The organism is Streptomyces dioscori (genome assembly GCF_003024195.1).
In the GTDB taxonomy this organism is placed as follows: Bacteria; Actinomycetota; Actinomycetes; order Streptomycetales; family Streptomycetaceae; genus Streptomyces; species Streptomyces dioscori.
Genome location: NZ_KZ679046.1, coordinates 205,861 through 222,864, shown reverse-complemented (window position 1 = coordinate 222,864; position 17,004 = coordinate 205,861). Strand labels below are relative to the sequence as shown.

General features: G+C 71.5%; 15 protein-coding genes. 10 read left to right on the top strand and 5 right to left on the bottom strand.

Annotation, left to right across the window (positions count from 1 at the left end; all coding sequences use genetic code 11):
- Positions 1-103 precede the first annotated feature (103 nt).
- The 4 genes from C6Y14_RS23690 (at position 104) to C6Y14_RS23675 (ending at position 4,886) form a co-directional block, all read left to right on the top strand.
- Entirely contained in the window at positions 104-1,054 is a 951-nt protein-coding gene (locus C6Y14_RS23690) for a cytochrome c oxidase assembly protein (protein ID WP_107018803.1), read from the top strand.
- A 150-nt stretch (positions 1,055-1,204) separates the two neighbouring features.
- On the top strand, positions 1,205-2,692 hold the full coding sequence (locus C6Y14_RS23685) for a PASTA domain-containing protein (RefSeq protein ID WP_107018802.1): 1,488 nt from the start codon (positions 1,205-1,207) through the stop codon (positions 2,690-2,692).
- Positions 2,693-2,725: 33 nt separating this feature from the next.
- Positions 2,726-4,714 (top strand): serine/threonine-protein kinase, encoded by a 1,989-nt coding sequence (locus tag C6Y14_RS23680; protein ID WP_107018801.1) that lies wholly within the window; start codon positions 2,726-2,728, stop codon positions 4,712-4,714.
- A 13-nt stretch (positions 4,715-4,727) separates the two neighbouring features.
- Entirely contained in the window at positions 4,728-4,886 is a 159-nt protein-coding gene (locus C6Y14_RS23675; protein ID WP_107018800.1) for a hypothetical protein, read from the top strand.
- Between the two features lie 77 nt (positions 4,887-4,963).
- Here the strand turns inward: C6Y14_RS23675 and C6Y14_RS23670 are convergent, their stop codons facing one another.
- The 4 genes from C6Y14_RS23670 to C6Y14_RS23655 are packed head-to-tail and all read right to left on the bottom strand — an operon-like array spanning position 4,964 to position 9,092.
- The gene (locus tag C6Y14_RS23670; protein ID WP_107018799.1) at positions 4,964-6,178 is read right to left on the bottom strand and encodes a sensor histidine kinase; all 1,215 of its coding nucleotides are present in this window, start codon (positions 6,176-6,178) and stop codon (positions 4,964-4,966) included.
- Positions 6,175-7,947, bottom strand: coding sequence for a sodium/solute symporter (locus C6Y14_RS23665; RefSeq protein ID WP_107018798.1), 1,773 nt, complete (start codon positions 7,945-7,947; stop codon positions 6,175-6,177). The genes C6Y14_RS23670 and C6Y14_RS23665 overlap by 4 nt, the downstream gene beginning before the upstream one ends.
- A gap of 4 nt (positions 7,948-7,951) precedes the next feature.
- Positions 7,952-8,326, bottom strand: a complete 375-nt coding sequence (locus C6Y14_RS23660) for a hypothetical protein (protein WP_107018797.1) — start codon at positions 8,324-8,326, stop codon at positions 7,952-7,954.
- A 10-nt stretch (positions 8,327-8,336) separates the two neighbouring features.
- Positions 8,337-9,092 (bottom strand): LytR/AlgR family response regulator transcription factor, encoded by a 756-nt coding sequence (locus C6Y14_RS23655; protein ID WP_107018796.1) that lies wholly within the window; start codon positions 9,090-9,092, stop codon positions 8,337-8,339.
- Between the two features lie 133 nt (positions 9,093-9,225).
- Between C6Y14_RS23655 and C6Y14_RS23650 the strand changes: the two genes are divergently transcribed.
- The 3 genes from C6Y14_RS23650 to rocD all read left to right on the top strand — a co-directional run bounded on the left by C6Y14_RS23650 (position 9,226) and on the right by rocD (position 11,940).
- Entirely contained in the window at positions 9,226-9,714 is a 489-nt protein-coding gene (locus tag C6Y14_RS23650) for an Lrp/AsnC family transcriptional regulator (protein WP_107018795.1), read from the top strand.
- Positions 9,715-9,889: 175 nt separating this feature from the next.
- Positions 9,890-10,711, top strand: a complete 822-nt coding sequence (gene ddaH, locus C6Y14_RS23645) for a dimethylargininase (RefSeq protein WP_107018794.1) — start codon at positions 9,890-9,892, stop codon at positions 10,709-10,711.
- Entirely contained in the window at positions 10,708-11,940 is a 1,233-nt protein-coding gene (gene rocD / locus C6Y14_RS23640; protein ID WP_107018793.1) for an ornithine--oxo-acid transaminase, read from the top strand. Before ddaH ends, rocD begins: the two co-directional genes overlap by 4 nt.
- Positions 11,941-12,219: 279 nt before the next feature.
- Here the strand turns inward: rocD and C6Y14_RS23635 are convergent, their stop codons facing one another.
- Complete coding sequence (locus C6Y14_RS23635; protein WP_107018792.1) at positions 12,220-13,404, bottom strand: alcohol dehydrogenase catalytic domain-containing protein; 1,185 nt, start codon at positions 13,402-13,404, stop codon at positions 12,220-12,222.
- 192 nt (positions 13,405-13,596) lie between these two features.
- Between C6Y14_RS23635 and C6Y14_RS23630 the strand changes: the two genes are divergently transcribed.
- The 3 genes from C6Y14_RS23630 (at position 13,597) to C6Y14_RS23620 (ending at position 16,982) form a co-directional block, all read left to right on the top strand.
- The gene (locus C6Y14_RS23630) at positions 13,597-14,829 is read left to right on the top strand and encodes an FUSC family protein (protein WP_107018791.1); all 1,233 of its coding nucleotides are present in this window, start codon (positions 13,597-13,599) and stop codon (positions 14,827-14,829) included.
- A gap of 194 nt (positions 14,830-15,023) precedes the next feature.
- Positions 15,024-15,746 carry a lysophospholipid acyltransferase family protein gene (locus C6Y14_RS23625; RefSeq protein WP_107018790.1) on the top strand — a complete coding sequence of 241 codons (723 nt, stop codon included), beginning with the start codon at positions 15,024-15,026 and terminating at the stop codon, positions 15,744-15,746.
- 198 nt (positions 15,747-15,944) lie between these two features.
- Positions 15,945-16,982, top strand: a complete 1,038-nt coding sequence (locus C6Y14_RS23620; protein ID WP_199854838.1) for an NAD-dependent epimerase/dehydratase family protein — start codon at positions 15,945-15,947, stop codon at positions 16,980-16,982.
- The last annotated feature ends 22 nt before the right edge of the window (positions 16,983-17,004 follow it).

Below are 17,004 nucleotides of genomic sequence, written 5' to 3'. Positions count from 1 at the left end.
ACGGGGCGCCCCGGAACCGCCCCCGGTCGTAGGCCCGACCGGGGGCGGTTCTAGTCTGTGGGGGACAGACAGCGCTCAACCCGTACGAAACAGGAGCCGGCGGATGGATCACAGCGGGCACGGCACGTCCATGGACCTGCCGCCGTTCACGCTGGGGCGGGGGCTCGAATGGTCCCCGGACCCGTTCTTCCTCGTCGCCTGCCTCGTGGGGCTCGCGCTCTACGGGTGGGGCGTGGCGCGGCTGGTGCGGCGCGGTGACGCGTGGCCGGTCGGGCGGACCGTGGCGTTCGTCGTCGGTGTCCTGACCGTCATGCTCGTCCTGTGCACCGGGCTGAACGACTACGGCATGGTCATGTTCAGCGTGCACATGGTGCAGCACATGGTGATCAGCATGCTGTCGCCCATCCTGATCCTGCTCGGCGCGCCGATCACCCTGGCGCTGCGCGCGCTGCCGACTGCGGGACGCGGGCGCAAGGGGCCGCGCGAGCTGCTCCTGATGCTGCTGCACAGCAGGTTCATGCGGGTCGTCACGCATCCGGCCTTCACGATCCCGCTCTTCATCGCCAGCCTGTACGCGCTCTACTTCTCGCCGATCTTCGACTTCCTGATGGGGTCGAAGACCGGGCACGTCGCGATGATGTGCCACTTCCTCGCCGTCGGCCTGGTGTTCTTCTGGCCGATCATGGGTGTCGACCCCGGCCCGCACCGGCCCGGCTATCTGATGCGGATGCTGGAGCTGTTCGCCGGGATGCCGTTCCACGCGTTCTTCGGTATCGCGTTGATGATGGCGTCCGAGCCGATGGTCGAGACGTACAAGAATCCGGCGGCCTCGCTGGGCATCGACGCGCTCTCCGACCAGACCGCGGCGGGCGGTATCGCCTGGGCGTTCAGCGAGATCCCGTCCGTGCTCGTGCTGCTGGCCCTGCTCTTCCAGTGGTATCGCTCCGAGCAGCGGCAGGCACGGCGTTCGGACCGGGCCGCGGACCGTGACGGCGACAAGGAACTTGAGGCGTACAACGCCTATCTGGCCTCACTCGACGCACGCGGTCACTGAGTTTCTTCTCATCTCTTTCTGCCTTTCGGCCACTCCGCGCACTTTGCCAATTTCCCTTGACTGAAAGGCTTTGCCATTCAGTAGCATGGCGCGTGACGCCCTGCTTCCGTTCTGCAGGGTTCGGGGGAACCGCCGCCGGGGGGAGCGGTCATGACAATTCACGCATGCTTGCTGAGGACCGGGAAAACGGTGGTCCGAAGGCTCGCCGTACTGCTGGCCGCTGCGCTGATCCTCAGCGGATGCACCGAACAGCGTCTGTTCGCGGTACGGGCTGTCGCAGCCGGAATACCGTCACTCGCACCTTTTTTCGAGGAGGACGGATCGCTGGGCAGGGACCGTAAGGGTCTCGCGCCGGAAGAGGCGCACAGCGGGCTGCAGCAGGGCAACACCCCTGGTCTGTACGGGGGCACCCGCGACCAGCAGGTCTGTGACATCGAGCGGCTCAAGGATTTCCTCACCGATCCCGAGAATCGACAGAAAGCCCGGGAATGGGCGCGGATCGCGGGTATTACACCTGATCGGATCGAGGAGTACCTCGACGACCTCACACCGGTCCTGCTGCGTCACGACACTCTCGTGAAGAACCACGACTACAAGAAAGGCAAGGCGGTCCCCTACGACTCGCTGCTTGAGGCAGGGGTCGCGGTTCTGGTGAACGACCAGGGACTTCCCGCCGTGAAGTGCTCCTGCGGAAATCCGCTGAAGGCCTTCGACAAGGATCCCGAGAAGATCTCGGTCAAGTTCGAGGACGGCAACAAGAAGTGGGCGGGCTACGAGAAGTCCGGCGTGGTGACCGTCAAGCCCTCGCCACAGCCCCTGGAGCGGATCGCCCTCCTCGACGTGGACGATCCCGACACGGCCATCAACCGGCCCGTCGGCACCACCGGCGGGCAGGACAGCACCTTCGACGCGACGAAGGAGCACGACGTGCCCGCCGTGACGGGGCTGACCTTCGACCAGGCAGGGCAGGCGCTGGCCCGGCTGGGCCTGGCCGTGGCGTACGACGGGGACGAACTCCCGCCGGGTGACGCGGCGGTGACCGGCTCGACGCCCGGGGCCGGGACACCGCTGGCGTTCGGGGAGGCCGTGGCGCTGAGCGTGGACACGGACTCCGGCGGAACGTCCGGCCCGGCCCCACCGTCCGGGTCGGACGGGCCCAGGTCGCCGTCGGACGGGCCGAAGTCGCCCTCGGACACGTCGGCCTCACCTTCGGGCAAGGGCAGCGGGTCGGCTCCGGGCAAGGGGACTCCGTCGGGCAAGACGTCCAAGCCCGGTGGCGGAACCTCGTCGGGTACGGGTTCGACGTCGCCCGGTGGTGGCACACCGTCCGAGACGCGGTCGACGCCCGGTGGCGGGACGGCCTCCTCGCCCGGCGGCGGCACACCCACCGCGACCGGGTCCTCGCCGGTCGAGGAACCACCGCCGCCCCCGGCCTCGTCGACCTCGGCCCCGACCCCGACCGCGACCAGTACGCCGACCACGGCCGGTCCCACGTCCACGGCCCCGTCGTCCACCGGCCCCGGCCCCACCTCGGTGGAGCCCACGCTCGGCGAACCGGCGAGCGAGCCCGCGTCCAGCGGGCCCGCCCCGTCGTCCGGCGGGCCGGGCACCGGCGAGGCGGCCCAGGGCCCGGCGTAGACCCACGAGGAGCAGAACCCCGGGAGTGACCGGATGGCATCAGGATCACCGCAGTCGGGAGTCGGCCGGGTCATCGCCGGCCGCTACCTCCTGCTGAACCAGCTGGGCAGTGGCGGCATGGGCCATGTCTGGCTCGCGTACGACCAGCGGCTGGCCTGCGAGGTCGCGCTCAAGGAGATCGTGTTCCGCGATCCGGCCGAGGCGGACCACGACCGATCGGCCCGGGTGGCCAGGGCCCGTGCCGAGGCCCGGCACGCGGCGGGTCTGCGCGGCCACCCGCACGTCGTGACCGTGCACGACGTCCTGGAGCACGAGGGCCTGCCCTGGATCGTGATGGAGTACGTGGCCGGGGCACTGGACCTGAGCGCCCTGGTCGACCGGCGCGGGGCGGTGGCCCCCGCCGAGTGCGCCCGCATCGGGCTCGCCGTGCTGGACGCGCTGACCGCCGGGCACGAGCGCGGGGTCATGCACCGGGACGTGAAGCCCGCCAACATCCTCCTGGCCCCGGACCGCACCGGATCGCCGTACGCCCGGGTCCTGCTCACCGACTACGGCATCTCCGTGCAGCCCGACGGCGACGAGACCCGGTGGACACTGACCTCCGCGCTGGTGGGCACCGCCGGCTATCTGGCGCCCGAGCGGGCCCAGGGCGGACCGCCCACCGCGGCCGCGGACCTGTTCTCGCTGGGCTGCACGCTCTACTACGCGGTCGAGGGGTACGGGCCCTTCGAGCGTGAGTCGGGCCTCGCGGCGCTCACCGCCGTCGTCCTGGAGGAACCGCGGCCCGTGCTGCACGCGGGCGCCCTGGAGCCGCTGCTCTCGGCGATGCTCACCAAGGACCCGGTCCGCCGGATCACCGCCGAGGAGACCGAGGCCGCGCTGTCCGCGATCCTGACGCCCCAGCCGCATCCCCGCACCCAGCTCGACCCCGGCTCGGAACCTCCGTGGGCGAACGGGATGACCCATACGGCCGCGCCCCGCACTCCCCCGGCGCCCGAGCCCCCGCGGAGCTACGGAAGCGGCCCGCAGTCGTACGCGCCGTCCGCCGGCCAGGAGTCGTCATCGGTCCCTCCCCGCCAGGTGAGCCCGGCCGGCTGGCCGCCCCCGCAGGAGACCCCCCTCCCATGGCCCCCGGGCCAGGCTCCGGCCCCGTGGTCCACCGGGCAGGGCTACGGCCCTCCCCCGGCGGCCACCGGCCGACGCCGCCGCGAGCGCAACCACGTCCTGAGGGCCGTACTGGCGACCGCGCTCGGGCTGGCCCTCGCGGGCGGCGGAGCCTGGTACGCCCTGGCGAACCCGCCGGGGGACAAGAACGCCAAGCCGTACGGGGACGCGATCGGGCTGTCGAAGCCGCTCGCCGACGGGGACTGCGTCGCAACGCAGTGGACCAGTACCCCCTTCGTCGGGGACCCGGAACTGCAGGTCGTGAAATGCCTCAGCGAGGAGACGTACGGGCAGGTGATGGCCGTGTTCGAGGCGGCGTCCGCGCAGGACGCCCGCTCGGCCGGCGCCACCCGGTGCGAGCAGCGCACCGAGGAGACCCGCAGGAAGCTCGCGGACGTCCGCTCGTACGCCGCCGTGCCGACCTCCGACGGCTTCGAGAGGGCTGATCGCCGTGTGGCCTGTCTGGTGCTCGACGCGCGCGGCAAGCCACTGTTCGGGCCGATCGGGAACCGTCGTCCCGCCGGGATGCGATTCATCGACACGGCCACCATGCAGAAGCGGGACTGCCTGGACCGCGTCAACGACAACACCGCCAAACTCGTCTCGTGCCAGGGCCCGCACCAGGAGCAGGTCCTCGATTTCCACCGGATGAGCCCGGACACGACCCTCCCCCAGGCCAGGCGGCGGGCGACCGCGGCCTGCCAGGAGGAGGTACCGCCCAACGACCACGGCTATGACCCGAGCATCTACACGAGCTCGTCCTGGGTGGGCAGGAGCGCCTGGAACTCCGGCACTCATATCGTGGTCTGCACTGCAATTCGCCAAGACGGGGGCACCATGGAGAAGAACGAACCATGAGGAGGGTGTTGCGATGCCCGGTTCCACGAAGACCATGGGAGTGCTCACCGTCGGCGGCCTGGTGATGGTCACGGCCTACACGGTGGCGCTCGGCAGCAGCGGCTGGCTGTGGTTCGGCTGGGTGGTGCTCGGTCTGATCACCCTGGCGATGGTGGCCTCCCGGCCCACCTGAGGCACCGCGCGACGAGTATGGCGAGACCGGTCTCCCGGGAAGCCCTGTAGCTCTTTCCCGGGGGGCTCGTTCGCGGGTCATTCGCGGGCCAGCAGCCCCGCCGAGTGCACGCCCGGCTGGTACTTCGGCAACCGGGCGGTGATTTTCATGCCCGCGCCCGGAGCGGTCTCGATGACGAGGCCGTAGTCGTCCCCGTAGACCTGACGCAGCCGGTCGTCGACGTTCGACAGACCGATGCCGTCCGACGGGTCGGTCTCCCCCGCCAGGATGCGACGCAGCCGGCCGGGGTCCATGCCCGGCCCGTCGTCCTCGATGACGACGAGCGCCTCGGCGCCGGCGTCCTGCGCGGTGATGCTGATACGGCTCTTGTCGACCTTGACCGTGCCGCCCTCCAGGCCGTGCTTCACGGCGTTCTCGACCAGCGGCTGGAGGCAGAGGAAGGGCAGGGTCACCGGCAGCACCTCGGGCGCGATCTGCAGGGTGACCGAGAGCCGGTCGCCGAAGCGCGCCCGGACCAGTGCCAGGTAGTGGTCGATGGCGTGCAGTTCGTCGGCGAGGGTGGTGAAGTCGCCGTGCCTGCGGAACGAGTAGCGGGTGAAGTCGGCGAATTCGAGGAGCAGTTCGCGGGCCCGCTCGGGGTCGGTGCGGACGAACGAGGCGATCACGGCGAGCGAGTTGAAGATGAAGTGCGGGGATATCTGGGCCCGCAGCGCCTTGATCTCGGCCTCGATCAGCCGGGTACGGGACTGGTCGAGGTCGGCGAGTTCCAGCTGGACCGACACCCAGCGGGCGACCTCCCCGGTGGCCCGTACGAGCACGGCGGACTCGCGGGGCGCGCAGGCGACGAGTGCGCCGTACACCCGGTCGTCGACGGTGAGCGGGGCGACGACGGCCCAGCGCAGCGGGCAGTAGGGCTCGTCGCAGACGAGGCGGAAGGCCTCCCCGCGGCCGGTCTCCAGGGGGCCGCCGATCCGTTCCATGATCTGTTCCCGGTGGTGCTCGCCGGCGCCCTCCCAGGCCAGCACGGTCTCCTGGTCGGTGAGGCAGAGCGCGTCGGTGCCGAGCAGGGTGCGCAGCCGTCGCGCGGATTTGCGGGCCGTCTCACCGGTGAGGCCCGCGCGCAGCGGGGGCGCGGCGAGGGACGCGGTGTGCAGGGTCTCGAAGGTGGCGTGCTCGACGGGGGTGCCGAGGCCGCCGGGGCTCGGCGAGTGCGCGGTGCGCCGGCCGAACCAGAATCCGGCCGCCAGCAGCGGCAGCACGGCCACGCAGAGGCCCGCCAGGAATCCGCTCACGCCTTGATCTCCTTGCTCTCCGTGCTCCCCTTGATCTCCGGGCTCCCCTTCGCCTCCGTGCGCACCTGGCCCCCGGCGAGTTCCTCCGGCAGATGGAAGCGGGCGAGGATGGCCGCCGTCCCGGCCGGGACGCGCCGGGGCGTCGCCAGCGACACCAGCACCATGGTGAGGAAGCCCAGGGGCACCGACCACAGCGCGGGCCAGGCGAGCAGCGCGTGCAGTGAGCCCGTCCCGGGGAAACCGGCCATGGTGGCCGCGACCGCGAGGAGCGCCGAGCCGCCGCCGACGAGCATCCCGGCCGCCGCGCCGGGCGGGGTGAGCCGGTGCCACCAGATGCCGAGGACGAGCAGCGGGCAGAACGACGAGGCGGAGACCGCGAAGGCGAGCCCCACGGCGTCGGCGACGGGCAGTCCGCCCACGAGCATGCTCGCCGCGAGCGGCACGATCATGGACAGGACCGTGCCGAGCCGGAAGTGCCGTACGCCCCGGGAGGGCAGCACGTCCTGGGTGAGCACGCCCGCCACGGCCATGGTCAGACCGGACGCGGTGGACAGGAACGCGGCGAAGGCCCCGCCGGCCACCAGTGCGCCGAGCAGGTCCCCGCCGAGTCCGCCGACGACCCGGTCGGGCAGCAGCAGCACGGCGGCGTCCGCGTCCCCTGTCAGGGTCAGCTCGGGGGCGTACAGGCGGCCCAGGGCGCCGTAGAGCGGTGGGATGAGGTAGAAGAAGCCGATCATCATGAGCACGACGACGGTGGTACGGCGGGCGGCCACGCCGTGCGGGCTGGTGTAGAAGCGCACGACGACGTGCGGCAGCCCCATGGTGCCGAGGAAGGTGGCGAGGATCAGCCCGTACGTGGCGTACAGCGGCCGTTCCTCGCGGCCCGCGGCGAGCGAGGTGGACATGCCGCCGTTGTCGCCGCGGTCGGCGACGGGCACGGGGTCGCCCTTGCTGAAGGACAGCCGGGTGCCCCGCTCGATGCGGTGGACGCCCGCGGGCAGCCTGACCTGCCGGTCCTCGTACCGCACGCCGTCGACCGTGCCGTCCGCGGTGACGGTCAGCGGCCCGGCGAGCTTCAGGTCGAGTCCGGCGTCGATGCGTACGACCCGGTGTTCGCGGAACGTGGCCGGTTCGTCGAAGGCGTGGCGCGGTGCCCCGTCGTCCTGCCAGGCGAGGACGAGGAAGAGCGCGGGGACGAGCAGGGCGGTGAGCTTGAGCCAGTACTGGAAGGCCTGGACGAAGGTGATGCTGCGCATACCGCCCGCGGCGACGGTCGCCACCACGACGACCGCGACGATGACACCGCCGAGGGACTTGGACGCGCCGGTGAGCACGTTCAGCGTCAGCCCCGCGCCCTGGAGCTGGGGCAGCAGGTACAGCCAGCCGACCCCGACGACGAAGGCTCCGGCCAGCCGGCGCATGCCCTGCGAGGCGAGCCGCGCCTCGGCGAAGTCCGGCAGCGTGTACGCGCCCGAGCGGCGCAGCGGGGCCGCGACGAAGATCAGCAGGACGAGATAGCCGGCGGTGTAGCCGACCGGGTACCAGAGCATGTCCGGGCCCTGGACGAGGACGAGGCCCGCGATGCCGAGGAAGGAGGCGGCCGAGAGGTACTCGCCGCTGATGGCCGCCGCGTTCAGGCCGGGGCCGACCGTGCGGGAGGCCACGTAGAAGTCGGAGGTGGTGCGGGAGATGCGCAGTCCGAAGGCGCCGACGAAGACGGTCGCGACGACCACGAGGGCGACCGCCGGAACGGCGTAGTTCTCGTTCACGTGCTCAGCGGTCCTCCACGAGACGGACGAAGTCCTTCTCGTTGCGGTCGGCGCGGCGCACGTACCAGCCGGCGAGGAGCACCAGCGGCGGGTAGACGCAGAAGCCGAGCACGATCCATTCGAGGCTCGAACTGTCTCCCAGCACGGTGAACACCAGCGGCAGCGGGCCCACGAAGAGGATGAGTACGGCGAAGACGGTGAGCGCGGCCCGCAGCTGGCTGCGCATCAGGGAGCGGACGTAGGTGTGGCCGAGCGTGGTCTGCTCGTCGATCTCGGTCCGCGGCCGGGAGCGGGACAGCGGACGCGTACGGCGCGGCGGGCCGGTGACGACGACCCGGCGGTCGGTCGGGACACGCCGGTCGGTGGGGTCGTGGGGCACCTGCGCCTCCTCAGCTCGCGGTCCGGCGCATCAGCAGGTCCCGCAGTTCCCGTGCGTGGCGGCGGCTGACCTGGAGTTCGACCGACTCGACCAGGACGCTCACCGTACCCGCGTCCAGGCGGAGTTCGCTGATGTGACCGAGAGCGACGAGATGGCGGCGGTGGATACGGACGAAACCGCGTGAGCGCCAGCGTTCCTCAAGGGTGGACAGGGGGATGCGGACGAGGTGGCTGCCCTGGTCGGTGTGCAGTCGCGCGTAGTCGCCGTGGGCCTCGACATGCGTGATGTCCTCGACGGCGACGAACCGGGTGACCCCGCCGAGCTCGACCGATATGTGGTCCGGGTCGGGCTCGTGCACGGGTATCAGCGGGGCCGCGTCCATCTGCTCCACGGCCCGGCGCACGGCCTCGGCGAGGCGTTCCCTGCGGACCGGTTTCAGGACGTAGTCGACGGCCTTGAGGTCGAAGGCCTGGACGGCGAACCCCTCGTGCGCGGTGACGAACACCACGAGCGGCGGCTTGGCGAACCCGGCGAGCAGCCGTGCCATGTCGAGTCCGTCGAGACCGGGCATATGGATGTCGAGGAAGACGACGTCGATGCCCTCGTCGCCGTCCGGGCCGCTGTCCAGGGCCCGGTTGATCCGCCGCAGCGCGGCCGTGGCGTCGCTCGCGCCCTCGACGCTGCTCACCCGTGGATCGGCGTCCAGCAGATAGAGCAGCTCTTCGAGGGAGGGCGGTTCGTCGTCGACGGCGAGGGCGCGCAGCATGAACCCGGAGTGTAGGAGCAATCCGCGCGCCTGCACATGCGGCGGGCACGGGCGTCGGCGCTGGAACCTCGGCCGGATCGCCGCTGCACCGCCACCGCGTCACTGCCGCATCGCCGCTGGATACAGTGCCCGCATGAGACCCGTGTCCGCGCCCTTCGACGATCTCGACCGGAAGATCGTCACGGCTCTGATGGCGAACGCCCGCACGAGTTTCGCCGAGATCGGCGCGGCGATCGGGCTGTCCGCCACCGCGGTCAAGCGCCGGGCCGACCGGCTGCGCGAGACGGGCGTGATCACGGGGTTCACGGCGACGGTGAAACCGGCCGCGCTGGGCTGGCGCACGGAGGCGTACGTAGAGGTGTACTGCGAGGGCGCGGCGCCGCCGCGGCGGCTCGCGGAAGTGGTGCGCAACCATCCGGAGATCACGGCCGCGATGACGGTGACCGGTGGGGCGGACGCGCTGCTGCATGTACGGGCCCGGGACGTGGAGCACTTCGAGGAGGTGCTTGAGCGGATCCGGGTGGAGCCGTTCATCCGCAAGACGGTCAGCTTCATGGTGCTGTCGCATCTGCTGCCGGAGAGCCCCGAGGCGGGGGCGAGCCAGCCGGCCCCGGAAGCCTGAATCCGCCGTTCCTCCACCCGTTCGGGTCAATCACGCACCGATCGTGCGCCGAACGGCCCCAAGACGCAGCGTTTCTTCGGCAGCGCGCAATTCCCGATTCTTGTCGCGCCGCTCCCCCGCTTTCTACCGTTGAGGCATCCCACCCGACACCTCAGGAAAGCGGAGGAACCCCTCTGTGCCCATGAGTCGTGTGCCGCGCCCCAGGCGGTTCCTGGTCTGCGAACCCAGACACTTCGCCGTGCAGTACGCCATCAATCCCTGGATGCGTGAGGACACGCAGGTCGACGTCGATCTGGCCCGGGGCCAGTGGTCGGAGCTGATCTCCGCCTACCGCGCCCACGGCCACACCGTCGACAGCGTGGAGCCGGTCGCCGGTCTGCCGGACATGGTCTTCGCCGCGAACTCGGCGCTCGTCGTCGCGGGCCGGGTCTTCGGCTCGCTCTTCCACGCGCCGCAGCGCCGCCCGGAGTCGAGCGCGTACGAGACGTGGTTCAAGAGCGCGGGCTTCGACGTCCACCGGCCCGAATCGGTGTGCGAGGGCGAGGGCGACCTGGTGTTCGCCGGCCGCCATCTGCTGGCCGGCACCGGGTTCCGTACGGCACGGTCCGCCCATCACGAGGTGCAGGAGTACTTCGGCGTCCCCACGGTCAGCCTCACGCTGGTCGACCCTCGCTTCTACCACCTCGACACCGCGCTGTTCGTGCTCGACGACGGCCCCGAGGCGAACATCGCGTACTACCCGGAAGCCTTCTCCGCGGGCAGCCGTGAAGTACTCCGCCTGCTCTTCCCGGACGCGGTGGTCGCCACCCGCGAGGACGCCATGGTGTTCGGCCTGAACTCCGTCTCGGACGGCCGCCACGTCTTCATCGCGCCGCGCGCCGAGGCCCTGGCGGGCGAACTGGACCGCCACGGCTATGTCCCCGTCCCCGTCGACCTGTCGGAGTTCCAGAAGGCCGGCGGCGGCATCAAGTGCTGCACACAGGAGATCCGCTCATGACTGTCGCGCCCAGCCGTTCCCTGCGCTCGTCCGCCGAGCTGATCAGCGCCGAGGAGCCCGTCCTCGCGCACAACTACCACCCGCTGCCCGTGGTCGTCGCCCGCGCCGAGGGTGCCTGGGTCGAGGACGTGGAGGGCCGCCGCTACCTCGACATGCTGGCCGGTTACTCGGCGCTCAACTTCGGGCACCGCCACCCGGCCCTGATCGAGGCCGCGCACCGCCAGCTCGACCAGCTGACGCTGACCTCGCGGGCCTTCCACAACGACCGGCTGGCCGGCTTCGCCGAGTCGCTGGCCGCGCTGACCGGCCTGGACATGGTGCTGCCGATGAACACGGGCGCCGAGGCCGTGGAGAGCGCCGTCAAAGTGGCCCGCAAATGGGCGTACGAGGTCAAGGGCGTCCCCGCCGACCGGGCGACGATCATCGTGGCCGCCGACAACTTCCACGGCCGTACGACGACCATCGTCAGCTTCTCCACCGACGAGAGCGCCCGCTCCGGGTTCGGCCCCTTCACACCCGGCTTCCGGGTGGTCCCGTACAACGACCTCGCCGCACTCGAAGCGGCGATCGACGAGACGACCGCGGCCGTGCTGATCGAGCCGATCCAGGGCGAGGCGGGGGTCGTCATTCCGGACGACGGCTATCTGCGGGGTGTGCGCGAGCTGACCACGCGGGCCGGGTGCCTCTTCATCGCCGACGAGATCCAGTCGGGCCTCGGCCGTACGGGCCGCACGCTGGCCGTCGAGCACGAGGACGTCGTCCCGGACGTGGTGCTGCTCGGCAAGGCGCTCGGCGGCGGCATCGTGCCGGTCTCCGCGGTGGTCGCGCGGCGCGAGGTGCTGGGGGTACTGCGGCCGGGCGAGCACGGCTCGACGTTCGGTGGCAACCCGCTGGCCGCGGCGGTCGGCTCCGCCATGGTGGAACTGCTGGAGACGGGCGAGTTCCAGCGCCGGGCACAGGAGGCGGGCGTGCTCCTGCGGGACGGCCTTGCGGCCCTCGTGGGCAAGGGGGTCCGGGGGTTCCGGGCGCGGGGTCTGTGGGCGGGCGTCGACATCGACCCCGCCATCGGGACGGGCCGCGAGATCAGCGAGTCGCTGATGCGCGAGGGAATCCTGGTGAAGGACACCCACGGCTCCACGATCCGGCTGGCACCGCCGCTCACCATCACGGACGAGGACCTGCGCGGGGCCCTGAGCACCCTGGAGGAGGTCCTCAGGAAGGGCGCCTGAGCCGCAGGCTCCCTGGGGGCGCGGGAACGGCGCGGTCTTTCCGCTTTTAGGGGCGCGGGGAACTGCGCGGCCAGCCCCCACCGGCCCGCAGCCGACGCACGACCGCCCCGCCCCGCCCCCTGGGATGGGGGACCGCGGGTCGAATGCCCGGTGCGGCCCGGTGGGGGCCGTTCGCGCAGTTCCCCGCGCCCCTAACGGGGCCGGTGGCGGGCCGGGACCTCAGACGCCCCTGTCGGGGCCGTGGTGGGCCGGGGCTCTAGAGGCGCCCACGAAGCGGGGTCAGGGCTTCAGGAGGGTCTTGACCATTCCGTCCTCCTTCGCCTGGAACATCGCGTACGCCTTAGGCGCGTCCTCCAGCGGCATGGAGTGCGTCTTGAACGTGTCCACGCCGAGCGGATCCGCGTCCGTCAGCAACGGCAGGATCTCGTCCACCCAGCGCCACACGTTCGCCTGCCCCATCCGCACCTGGATCTGCTTGTCGAACATCGTCAGCAGCGGCATCGGGCTGACGGCGCCGCCATAGACCCCGGAGATGGACAGCGTGCCGCCCCGCCGCACCAGCTCGATGCCGGCGTACAGCGCGCCCAGCCGGTCGATCCCGGCCTTCTCCATCATCGGCTGCGCCACCACGTCGGGCAGCAGCCCGGTGACCCATTGGGCCGCCTTGGCGAACGGCGTACCGTGCGCCTCCATACCGACGGCGTCGATGACCGCGTCGGTCCCGCGCCCGTCGGTGAGGTCCCGGACGGCCGCCGTCAGGTCCTTGCCGTCCATGCGGGCGTCGAAGCACGTGACCCCGTGGGCACTGGCACGGGTGAGGCGCTCCTTGACCAGGTCCACCCCGATGACCAGACCGGCGCCGCGCTGCTGGGCGATCCGCGTGGTCATGTCGCCGATGGGCCCGAGCCCCAGCACGGTGACACTGCCGCCCGGCGGGATCGCCGCGTACTCCACCGCCTGCCAGGCCGTGGGCAGGACGTCCGACAGATAGACGAACCGGTCGTCCGGCGGCCCCTCCGGCACCTTGATGGGCAGCTTGTTGCCGAACGGCACCCGCAGGAACTCCGCCTGCCCGCCCGGCACCTGCCCGTACAGCTTGGTGTATCCGAACAGGGAGGCGCCGCTGCCGCGCTCGCGGACCTGGGTCGTCTCGCACTGCGACTGGAGCCCCTGGTCGCACATGTAGCAGTCGCGGCAGGAGACGTTGAAGGGGATGACCACCCGGTCACCGGGGGCGAAGGCGGTGACGTCCGGTCCGACCTCCTCCACGATGCCCATCGGCTCGTGGCCGAGGATGTCGCCGGAGTCGATGAAGGGCCCGAAGAGTTCGTACAGGTGGAGGTCGGAACCACAGAGGCCGGTGGAGGTGATCCTGACGATGATGTCGTCGGGCTTCTCGATGCGCGGATCCGGGACGGTCTCCACCCGGACGTCCCGCTTGCCCTGCCAGGTCAGTGCGCGCATGGTATGGCTCCTCCAGCGATCGTGATCGTGGTCCGCTGCCACCGCCCGAGTCCCCTTTCTCCGCATTCCGACACTCCGACACACCGGGCGCGGGGAGAGTGACTGTTCCCCGGTGCGGGTACCCGGGCCGGGCGCGGCCTCCGCTTTTCGAACGGCCGGCGCCGGGACGCGGTGAACGAAAGGGAACGTCACGTGGGGAACGCCCTCGCCAGGGAGGCCACCGCCGTAGGGCGTTCGGTGCGCAGATGCTTCACCGAGTCCGGGCCCGAGCGCGACACGGCGGTCCAGTCCCTGAAGGCGGCGGGCGCCGCTCTGCTGGCCTGGGCCCTCGCCGGCTGGTGGTGGAACGCGCCGATGGCACTTCTGGCACCGTGGACCGCGCTGTTCCTGGTGCAGAGCACCGTCTACCGGTCGCTGCTGAACGCCGTGCAGCAGGTCGTGGTGGTCGTGACCGGCACCCTGCTCGCCACCGGCGCCCTCGCGCTGACCCATGACACGATGGCCGCGATGGCGCTGGCCCTGCCGTTGACCGTGCTGCTCGGCAATTACGCGCGGCTCGGCACCCAGGGCCTCTACGCGCCGACGGCCGCGCTGTTCGTCCTCGCCTACGGCTCCTACAGCGGCTTCGACATACTGCATCGCCTGCTGGAGACCCTGCTCGGAGCGGCCATCGGGATCGCCGTGAACGCGAGTGTCCTGCCGCCGGTCCACTCCGGCCGCGTCCACCACCTGCGCGCCCGACTGCCGCGGGACTGCGCCGACTTGCTGCACGAGGTCGCCGACGGCGTCGAGACGTCGTACGACCAGGAACGGGCCCGCTCCTGGTACGACAGCGCGGTGCGGCTGGCCGACGTGGTGACGGAGCTGCGGACCGCGCGCCGGTGGTCGGACGAGAGCCACCGCTTCAACCCGGGGCGCAGACTGCGCCGTTCGGCCGCCGTACCGCCGCCGCCCGTCGAGTGGGACTTCACCTGGGACCGGATCACCGAGCACATCAGGGCGATCACGCGGTCGCTGTCCGAGGCGGCCGCACTCCCGGAGTCCGCACTCGGCGTACCGGGGATCCTGTCGCCGGTGCTGCGGGCGGCCGGTGACGTCCTCGACTGCCGGGACGGCACGGCCGACGCACACCGCCGGGCCCGCGAGGCACTCAAGGCGGCCGTCGCGGCCCACGACCGGCTGGCCTCGGCCCTCTCGGACGGCCGCCGGGCCGCGGCGCCCGCACTCGGTGCTCTGACCGCGGACACCGAGCGGCTGCTGGACGACCTGACCACGGTGGTCGGCTCATGGGACGACGAGTCCGCACGGACCGACACCCCACGGAGCGACACCTCAAGGACTGACACCTCAGGGACTGACGCCTCACGGAGCGGCACCTCACGGGGCGACACCTCAGGGGGCGGCCGGTGGGCGGGCCGGCGCTGAGGGCGCGGGATCCGTCGGGAACGAGCCACCCGCCGCGTCGGCGGGTGGTGCGGCTGGGGCACACCGGTCCAGCATGAGTCCGATCAGGGACGGTTACACGGGCCGAGGCCTGCACTTACACTGGCGTCCCGCAGCACACCTGTTTGACCAGCCAGGACCTGTCCGGTCGATCCGGCGAAGCGAGGAGCGACCCGTTGTTCTACTACGTTCTCAAGTACGTGATCCTGGGCCCGCTGTTGCGGCTGGTCTTCCGGCCCCGGATCGAGGGTCTGGAGCACGTACCGGCGACGGGCGCGGCCATCGTCGCGGGCAATCACCTGTCGTTCTCGGACCATTTCCTGATGCCCGCGATCCTCAAGCGGCGCATCACGTTCCTCGCCAAGGCCGAGTACTTCACGGGCCCCGGCATCAAGGGACGGCTGACGGCGTTCTTCTTCCGCAGCGCCGGGCAGATCCCGGTGGACCGCTCCGGCAAGGAGGCGGGCAAGGCGGCGATCCGTGAGGGGCTCGGCGTCCTGAGCAAGGACGAACTGCTCGGCATCTACCCGGAGGGGACCCGCTCGCACGACGGCCGCCTCTACAAGGGCAAGGTGGGCGTCGCGGTGATGGCGCTCAGGGCCGAGGTCCCCGTCATCCCGTGCGCGATGATCGGCACTTTCGAGGCCCAGCCCCCCGGCCGGAAGATCCCCAAGGTCCACCCGGTGGCGATCCGCTTCGGGGAACCCCTCGACTTCTCCCGTTACGCGGGCATGGAGAACGAGAAGGCGATCCTGCGCGCCATCACCGACGAGATCATGTACGCGATCCTCACCCTCTCCGAGCAGGAGTACGTGGACCGGTACGCGGCCGACGTGAAGGCGGAGGAGGCCGCCGAGAAGGCGAAGTCCCGCAAGTTCCCGCGCCTGCCGCAGCGTTGACGGGTAGCGGGTGCGGGTGCCGGTGCCCCTGAGGGGGCGAGGACGCAGCGAGCCTCCAGGGGCGCGGGGAACTGCGCCGCCAGCCACGACGCACCCGCACCTGCTCCGCCGATGGCCGGCCCGGCGCTCTGCCGCCAGCTAATCGACTGGGTACCAGCGCGGCGTGCGCCCTACGGTCGCCCCATGACACGACGAGCTGTGGTGATCGGGGCGACGGGACAGATCGGGCGGGCCGCCGTGGGCGCGCTGGCCGGGGACGGCTGGGAGGTGACGGCTCTCTCTCGGGGCGGCGGACGCGACGAGGACTGGCCGGACGAGGTACACACCGCCCGAGTCGACCGCTCCGACGACTCGGCCCTGGCCGCCGCGGTCGGCGACGGCTGCGACGTACTGGTGGACATGGTGGCCTACGGGCCGGAGCACGCACGGCAGTTGACCGCGCTGGCCCCTCGCGTCGGATCGGCCGTGGTCATCTCCAGCGTGTCGGTGTACGAGGACGACAAGGGCCGTGGCTTCGACTCGCAGGCCGAACCGGACGGCTTCCCCCGCTACCCGGTGCCCCTGCCGGAGGACCAGCGCACGGTCACGCTCGGCGAGTCCTCGTACAGCACCCGCAAGGCGGGGCTTGAGCGCGCGCTCCTCGCCGTCGCGGACCGGTTGCCCGCCACGCTGCTGCGGGCGGGCGCCGTGCACGGGCCGCACTGCCGTACGCCGCGTGAGCTGTACTTCGTCAAACGCAATCTGGACGGCCGTGACCGGCGGGTCCTCGCCTTCGGGGGCGCGAGCCGCTTCCATCCCGTCAGCGTCCGCACCGTCGCGGAGCTGGTCCGGCTGGCCGCCGCGCGTCCGGGCACCCGCGTCCTGAACGCCGTGGACCCCGACGCGCCCACGGTGGCGGAGATCGCCGGGGCGATCGACGCCGTGATGGGGGCCGCGCCCGAGACCGTCCTGGTCGACGGGCCGCCTCCCGTCCCGGGCGTGGGCGACACCCCGTGGTCGGTGCCGCATCCGGTGATCTGTGACATGACGGCGGCGGAGCGGGAGCTGGGGTACCGGCCCGTGACGCGGTATGCCGACCGGCTGCCGGAGACGGTCGCCTGGATCGAGCGCCGGCTGGCCGGACACCGGAGGAACGGCGGGGACTGGCGGGAGGCGTACCCGAAGATGTACGCGACGTACGGCGACCTCTTCGACTACGCGGCCGAGGACGCCTGGCTGGCGGGACGGTCCGCCTGAGGCCCAGGACGTGGAGGCCCAG

What these genes read in the sequence shown, in the direction of transcription:
- C6Y14_RS23690 (WP_107018803.1), top strand. Translation starts at nt 104, where the DNA reads ATGGATCACAGCGGGCACGGCACGTCCATGGACCTGCCGCCGTTCACG.
- C6Y14_RS23685 (WP_107018802.1), top strand. Translation starts at nt 1,205, where the DNA reads ATGACAATTCACGCATGCTTGCTGAGGACCGGGAAAACGGTGGTCCGA.
- C6Y14_RS23680 (WP_107018801.1), top strand. Translation starts at nt 2,726, where the DNA reads ATGGCATCAGGATCACCGCAGTCGGGAGTCGGCCGGGTCATCGCCGGC.
- C6Y14_RS23675 (WP_107018800.1), top strand. Translation starts at nt 4,728, where the DNA reads ATGCCCGGTTCCACGAAGACCATGGGAGTGCTCACCGTCGGCGGCCTG.
- C6Y14_RS23655 (WP_107018796.1), bottom strand. Translation starts at nt 9,092, where the DNA reads ATGCTGCGCGCCCTCGCCGTCGACGACGAACCGCCCTCCCTCGAAGAG.
- C6Y14_RS23650 (WP_107018795.1), top strand. Translation starts at nt 9,226, where the DNA reads ATGAGACCCGTGTCCGCGCCCTTCGACGATCTCGACCGGAAGATCGTC.
- rocD (WP_107018793.1), top strand. Translation starts at nt 10,708, where the DNA reads ATGACTGTCGCGCCCAGCCGTTCCCTGCGCTCGTCCGCCGAGCTGATC.
- C6Y14_RS23635 (WP_107018792.1), bottom strand. Translation starts at nt 13,404, where the DNA reads ATGCGCGCACTGACCTGGCAGGGCAAGCGGGACGTCCGGGTGGAGACC.